This window comes from Saccharothrix hoggarensis (assembly GCF_042678885.1).
Lineage (GTDB): Bacteria > Actinomycetota > Actinomycetes > Mycobacteriales > Pseudonocardiaceae > Actinosynnema > Actinosynnema hoggarensis.
The window spans coordinates 1-6,454 of the sequence record NZ_JBHTLK010000315.1; the positions used below are offsets into that span (position 1 = coordinate 1).

A 6,454-nucleotide genomic window follows, 5' to 3' on the forward strand; every position below is an offset into this window, starting at 1 on the left:
GATCGCGGACCTGGCTGACGCCGCCGTGGCCGGGAACGCCGCGGTCACCGCGCTGCTCGTGGACCGCGCCCGGATCGTCGCCCGCGCGGCGGCGCTGCTGTTCGACATCGTCAACCCGGATGTCGTCGTGGTCACCGAGCTGGGCGTCGTCCGGCTGCCCGAGTGCGCCGACGCCCTGCGCGCCGAGGTGGCCGCGACCTCGCGCGCGTGCCCGTCGCCGTCGTCCGTGCTGCCGAGCAGCTTCGGCCTGGACGCCCTCGGCGTGGCCGCCGGCGCCGTGCAGCTGGACGCGATCTACGCCGATCCCCTCAACATCCGCAACCCGATCCGACTGGGAGTCTGAAGTTGTCCGCACGAGAGCTCCACCTCAACGCGTTCCTCATGGGCGTCGGCCACCACGAGGCCGCCTGGCGGCACCCCCGCACCGACCCGCGCGCCCTCGACGACGTCGCGCACTTCCAGCACCTGGCGCGGATCGCCGAGCGCGGGACGTTCGACTCGGTGTTCCTCGCCGACGGCGTGCAGATCTGGGGCGACGTGCGGCACACCGCCGCCAACCGGTTCGAGCCGGTCACGCTGCTGACCGCGATCTCGCAGGCCACCGAGCGCATCGGCCTGATCGCGACCGCGTCGACCGGGTTCAGCGAGCCGTACAACCTGGCCCGGCTGTTCTCCTCGCTCGACCACATCAGCGGCGGCCGGGCCGGGTGGAACATCGTGACCACGGCGGGCGACCGGTCGGCGCAGAACTTCAACCGCGAGGTCAACACCGAGCACGCCGAGCGCTACCAGCGTGCCGACGAGTTCCTGGACGTGGTCACCGCGCTGTGGGACTCGTGGGAGGACGACGCGCTGGTCGTGGACCGCGAGTCCGGCGTGTTCGCCGAGGACGCCAAGGTGCACGAGATCAACCACAAGGGCCGGTTCTTCTCTGTGCGCGGGCCGTTGAACGCGGTGCGCAGCCCGCAGGGGCACCCGCTGCTGGTGCAGGCCGGGTCGAGCGAGGACGGCAGGGCGTTCGCGTCGGCGTGGGCGGAGGCGGTGTTCACCGCGCACCAGACGCACGGCGACGCGACCGCGTTCTACGCCGACCTCAAGCGCCGCGTCACGGCCCGGGGACGTGCCGCCGAGGACGTCAAGGTGCTGCCCGGCATCGTCCCCGTGCTCGGCGGCACGGAGACCGAGGCGCGGGCGCTGGCCGACGAGCTGGACGGGTTGATCATCCCGGTGCGGGCGGTGCGGCAGCTGACCGAGCTGATCGGCGTCGACCTGACCGACCACCCGCTGGACGAGCGGTTGCCCGAGTTCCCGCCGGTCTCCCGCGTCAACGGCGCGAAGAGCCGGTTCGAGCTGGTCCGCGACCTGGCGCAGCGCGAGCGGCTGACGTTGCGCCAGCTCCTCGGCCGCCTCGGCGGCGGTCGCGGGCACCAGGTCGTGGCGGGCACGCCCGAGCAGATCGCCGACCACATCGAGCTGTGGTTCACGACGGGCGCGGCGGACGGCTTCAACGTCATGGCGCCCCTCCTGCCGTCCGGCCTGGAGGACTTCGTGGACCACGTCGTGCCGCTGCTGCGGGCCCGCGGCCTGTTCCGCACCGAGTACACCGGCCGCACGCTGCGCGAGCACTACGGCCTGCCGCGCCCGGTCAGCCGCTACGCCGCGACCGCGCTCGTCTGAGTGCCCTCGGCTTCACCGGTCGGCCGCCCGTCCGGTGAAGCCGGGCGCGTCGGCCGGTTCGCGCTCTGACCTGCGTGATCCGGAATTGTCGGTGGTGGCCGCTACCGTTCCTCGCAGTTGACCTTGAGGGGGAGCGCGGATGTCCGGCACCACGTACCTGGAGCTGTCCGAAGCGGACGGTGGGGCGCACAAGTTCTACGAGGTGCGCGTCGACGGCACCGAGGTCACCATCACCTTCGGGCGCATCGGCGAGCAGGGGCAGGTCCGCAGCGCCACCTTCGCCGACCACGCCAAGGCGCTGAAGGCCGCCGAGAAGAAGATCGGCGAGAAGGTGCGCAAGGGCTACGCGCCCGCCGTCCGGGGGTTGCGCCGGCGTCGGCCGACGAGCAGGCGGCAGATCGTCAGCACCCGTTCGACGGCCCACCAGGCGCCGGTGCTGTGGCGGTTCGCGTCCGGCGCGCCGGCGTTCGGGATCTACGTCGGCGAGGACCAGGCGTGGGTCGGCAACGAGGACGGCGACGTCTACACCCTCACCCACGACGGCCGGGTCACCGGGCGGTTCGGCCTGCCCGACTCGGTCAAGTGCATCGTCGCCGACGACTTCTGGATCTACGCCGGGTGCGACGACGGCCGGGTGTACGACCTGGGCGCCAAGGTGCCGCGCGTCGCCTACGAGATCGCCGAGGACGTCGACATCTACTGGCTCGACATCCACGACGGCGTGCTGGGCGTGTCCGACCGGCAGGGCCGGGTGACCGTGGTGGACCACGAGGACGAGTTCCAGTGGTCGCGCCCGGCCACCGGCGAGAGCGCGTGGATGGTCCGCTGCGCGTCCGAAGGCGTGTTCCACGGCCACTCCCGCGGCGTCACGCACTACACCGGCCGCGGCGACCAGGTCTGGCACGCCGACACGCCGGGGCAGGTGCTGTTCGGCTGGCAGGAGCGCACCGAGGTCTTCGCCGGCACCAGCCGCGGTTACGTGCAGCGCCTCCGCAAGTCCGACGGCGCTAAGATCGCCGACTACCGCTGTGACGCGGCCGTGTTCTCCTGCGCGACCTCGCCCGACGGCCGACTGGTGTTCGCGGGCGACAACCAGTCCTCGGTGTACTGCTTCGCCGCCGACGGCACCAGGCTGTGGAAGCTCGCCACCGGCTGCGGCTCGGCGTTCTCCATGCAGTACCGCGACGAACGCCTCTACCTCGTGACGACGGACGGCTCACTGGCGTGCCTGGACGCCGGCCCCGCCGCCGTGCACGCCGCCGAACAGGGCCAACTCCCGCCGCGCCAGGACATCAAGGCCGGCGCCATCGCGCGCGTCGAGGCGACCGCCGACGTCGAGGTGGTCTCCCACGTCGCGCCGGGCGAGGGCGTCGTCCTCGAGTGCGTCCAGGTGGGCGGTCGCGTCCGCGTGCACGTGGTGTCGGACGGCTACGACCGCACGTGGGGCGTGCAGTTCCCGAAGAACATCCGCGTCCCCGGCGCGCGCTACCTGGTCACCGAGGTGCTGCCCTCGGCCAACGGCTCGTTCTACCGCGCCCGCGGGGAGATCAAGCGCCTGCGCTGAGCCACGTGCCGAGCACGGCGGCCTGGGCGTCCGGACAGTGCTGCCCACAGGCCGCCGTGCTCGGCACGGCGCGCGGTGGGTTCACCCCACGCCACCAGCGCTTTCCGAGACGACCGCGCTCCCGAACCGCAGCGCCAGCTCGGCGTTGACCTCCACCTGCCGCAGCAGGAACGCCCTCTCGTCCAACCGCTTCCGCCGCAGCCACCCCGTCACCTCGGCGTTGCACTTGCTCGCGTTGCAGGACCGGCACGCCGGCACGATGTTGTCGAGCGTGTACCGCCCTCCGCGCGACAACGCCTGCACGCAGTCCTTCTGGAGGGGCACACCGGCGGCCCCGCAGTAGGCACACCCACCCCAGGCCGCCTTCAGCGCGGTCCACTCCGCCACGGTGAGGTCGTTCTCGACGCGCTGCATCCGCCGCGTCCGCTTGCGCGCGGCCCGCGCCCTCCTGCTGCCCCCGACGGCCATGCGCGCACCCTACGCGCGTGACGTCCGCACAGCCCGCAGACCCGCCGTGCCCGCGCGACGGGCGCCGGGGAGCCGCCGGGTCGGCAGCCGACCGGCCGGTCACGCCATCGTGGGCCGACCGGTCACGGGTTCCACCCCACTGCGGCTGCCGACGTTCGGCTCAGTCGGAGGTTCAGTCATGGCCACCCCTGCCACCGGAACCCCGAAAGCCCTGGGCGTCGGCCCACTGCCTGATCTGCCGGTTCCACGCCGTGAGCTCATCCGGTTCCGCCGGGCGTGACCGGTCCGCGGCGGCGGGTTCGCCCGAAGGCCAGAGCTGGAGCAGGAAGTGCTCGACCCGTCCGTCCACATCGGCGCCCCAACGGAACGCGCGGACGTGGTACCACCCGGCCGGACCGACCGGGACGGTGTCGATGTCCGGCGCGGTCGCCGGCACGGCTCTCGCACGCACCGCACCGTCGGAGAGCGCCACCGTTCCCTCGGCCACCTCCGCCTCGCCAGGACCACCCACCTCGGGCAGTCGATCCCACGCCTCGATGCGGACGTTCGCCGACCTGATCACGTCGGACGTGGCGTGCAGCGCGACCACGTCGTCCATCACCGCGAGGAACCCGTCATCATCGTCGAAAACGAATCGCGGAGGCTCGCGCAGCCCTCGCGATTCCACGTAGAAGTGCGCGTAGGCGACACCCACCACGCCTTCCGCCGACTCGACCGGCCCGGTCGCCACAGGACCGACGCTACCGCCCGGCCCACAGGCGAGACGGCGGCTACCGAGCACACCGGCCCGGTAGCCGCCGTCCGTGACAGCGCGCGGCGAAACGTTGCTAGCAGACGCCGTTCGACTCGCGCATGCCGGTGTTGGCGCCTGCCGTCCGCCCGACGATGGTCGGCACGCAGGCGGCCTGGTCGAGCGTGTAGCTGTAGGGGATGCCGACCGTGGTGGTGGACTTGACGTCCGGCCCGGCGGGCTTGTGCTCGCTGTCGGGCGCGGACCACGTGACGTTGTCGAAGATGTTGCCGCTGACCTGCCAGTAGCCGGCCATGTCGGTGTAGAAGGTCCCGAGGACGTCACGCGAGTTCTTGAAGTAGTTGTTGTCCACCTTGGCCTTCGCCCCGGCCCGGGAGTTGATGCCGGACTCGTTCAGGCTCACGTAGTAGTTGTTGTACATGTGGCCCACCCCGCCGCGCAGCAGGGGCGCCCGCGAGTCGATGTTCTCGTACAGGTTGTGGTGGAACGTGACGAACCCGTTCGAGAGGTCGCTCTCGCTGGACCCGATCAGCCCGCCGCGGCCCGAGTTGCGCAGGGTGCTGTAGGACAGGGTCACGTACTGGGTGTTGTTCTTCATGTCGAACAGGCCGTCGTAGCCCTCGGACTCCCCGCCCGACGCCAGCAGGTTGACGTGGTCGACCCAGACGTTGCGGACGTTGCTCTCCATCCCGATGGCGTCACCGCCGTTGGAGGTGGGAGAACCCGACTTCTTGACGTTCCGGACGGTCACGTTCCGGATGATGATGTTGCGGGACTCCCGGATGTGGATGCCCAGCTGGTCGAAGACCGCGCCGGCGCCGACGCCGATGATCGTGACGTTGCTGATCTGCTTGAGCTCGATCACACCGGAGGCGGTCGAGCAGCTGCCGCCCGACACCGCGCTGGTGTTGCCGTGGTTGATGGTGCCCTCGACCTCGATGATGATCGGGGTGGAGCTGCTCGCCCGGCTGCACAGCGCCTGGTGGATCTGCGTTCCCGTGGTGGCCCGGACCGTCCTCCCGCCCTGACCGCCGGTGGTCCCGCCGTTCTGCGACGCGAAGCCCGTCGCCGCGCCCGTGGGCGGCGGGTTCGACGTCGTGGTGGTCGAGGTCGTGGTCGACGTGGAGGTGGACGTTGACGTTGACGTGGAGGTGGACGTGGACGTCGAGGTCGTGGTCGAGGTGCCGGTCGGCTGTCCGGTGCAGGCGACGCCGTTGAGCGTGAAGGAGGTGGGCGCGGGGTTGGAGCCGGTCCAGGTGCCGTTGAAGCCCGGCGTCACCGACGCGCCCGTGGCCAGCGAGCCGTTCCAGGACGTGTTGCGCACCGTCACCGCGCTGCCGGACTGGGAGAACTCACCACCCCACAGCTGGGTCACCTTCTGACCGGCGCCGAACGACCACGCCAGCGTCCAGTTCGAGACCGGGTCACCCAGGTTGGTCACCGTGACGTTGGCGCCGAACCCGCCCTCCCACTGGCTCGTCACGGTGTAGTCGACCCGACACCCGACCGCCGCATTGGCATTGGCGCCGGTCGCCATCACCAAGCCCCCGGTCAAAGCCGCCACCGACGCGACCGCGGCAATACCGGCGATCCGGCTCCTCGTTCGTTCACCAATGCGCAGACTCATGCGTCGCCTCCTTGCGAACAGCACTCCTGGACAGCGGCCCTCAGTGACACCGGCCCCACTACCAGCGGGAACGCCAGCGATCTCCGGAAATCTGGGAACGCTCCCAGCGAGCATTGCGCAAGTGTGCGGGACAGGCAACAAAATTCACGGTGATGAACAAGCGGAGCGGTCTTGTTTACCGAGCCCGCCTTCACGCATGTGAACAAATAGACCGCGCCGGGAGAAACATTCGCATTCCTCCGAATCACGCGACGTTCGCCCGCCGCTCGGCCGCGGCGGGCGAAGTCGTCCGCGGAGGCCGTCGCCACCCGCCGGGCGCGCCTCCCGGCGCCCACGAGCCGGGGGCGCGGCGGGGGGGGGCCCGGGG

6 protein-coding genes and 2 pseudogenes are annotated in these 6,454 nt (G+C 71.1%); 4 read left to right on the top strand and 4 right to left on the bottom strand.

The window, feature by feature from the left end; all coding sequences use genetic code 11:
* The 3 genes and pseudogenes from ACFQ3T_RS33350 to ACFQ3T_RS33360 all read left to right on the top strand — a co-directional run.
* Positions 1-343 (top strand): annotated as a pseudogene (locus tag ACFQ3T_RS33350) (ROK family transcriptional regulator); the annotation flags it as partial.
* A 2-nt stretch (positions 344-345) separates the two neighbouring features.
* Positions 346-1,677: an LLM class flavin-dependent oxidoreductase gene (locus ACFQ3T_RS33355; protein ID WP_380729606.1), complete on the top strand. Its 1,332-nt coding sequence runs from the start codon at positions 346-348 to the stop codon at positions 1,675-1,677.
* Positions 1,678-1,816: 139 nt separating this feature from the next.
* Positions 1,817-3,241 carry a WGR domain-containing protein gene (locus ACFQ3T_RS33360; RefSeq protein WP_380729608.1) on the top strand — a complete coding sequence of 475 codons (1,425 nt, stop codon included), beginning with the start codon at positions 1,817-1,819 and terminating at the stop codon, positions 3,239-3,241.
* An 81-nt stretch (positions 3,242-3,322) separates the two neighbouring features.
* Here the strand turns inward: ACFQ3T_RS33360 and ACFQ3T_RS33365 are convergent, their stop codons facing one another.
* The 3 genes from ACFQ3T_RS33365 to ACFQ3T_RS33375 form a co-directional block, all read right to left on the bottom strand.
* Complete coding sequence (locus tag ACFQ3T_RS33365) at positions 3,323-3,709, bottom strand: HNH endonuclease (protein ID WP_380729611.1); 387 nt, start codon at positions 3,707-3,709, stop codon at positions 3,323-3,325.
* A 172-nt stretch (positions 3,710-3,881) separates the two neighbouring features.
* Positions 3,882-4,439 carry a hypothetical protein gene (locus tag ACFQ3T_RS33370; protein WP_380729613.1) on the bottom strand — a complete coding sequence of 186 codons (558 nt, stop codon included), beginning with the start codon at positions 4,437-4,439 and terminating at the stop codon, positions 3,882-3,884.
* A gap of 97 nt (positions 4,440-4,536) precedes the next feature.
* Positions 4,537-5,358 carry a pectate lyase family protein gene (locus ACFQ3T_RS33375; RefSeq protein WP_380729618.1) on the bottom strand — a complete coding sequence of 274 codons (822 nt, stop codon included), beginning with the start codon at positions 5,356-5,358 and terminating at the stop codon, positions 4,537-4,539.
* Between ACFQ3T_RS33375 and ACFQ3T_RS33380 the strand changes: the two genes are divergently transcribed.
* Positions 5,312-5,488 (top strand): hypothetical protein, encoded by a 177-nt coding sequence (locus ACFQ3T_RS33380; RefSeq protein ID WP_380729620.1) that lies wholly within the window; start codon positions 5,312-5,314, stop codon positions 5,486-5,488. The genes ACFQ3T_RS33375 and ACFQ3T_RS33380 overlap by 47 nt on opposite strands.
* Before the next feature lie 233 nt (positions 5,489-5,721).
* Here ACFQ3T_RS33380 and ACFQ3T_RS33385 read toward each other — a convergent pair.
* A pseudogene (locus ACFQ3T_RS33385) lies at positions 5,722-6,201 on the bottom strand (cellulose binding domain-containing protein); the annotation flags it as partial.
* Between the last annotated feature and the right edge of the window lie 253 nt (positions 6,202-6,454).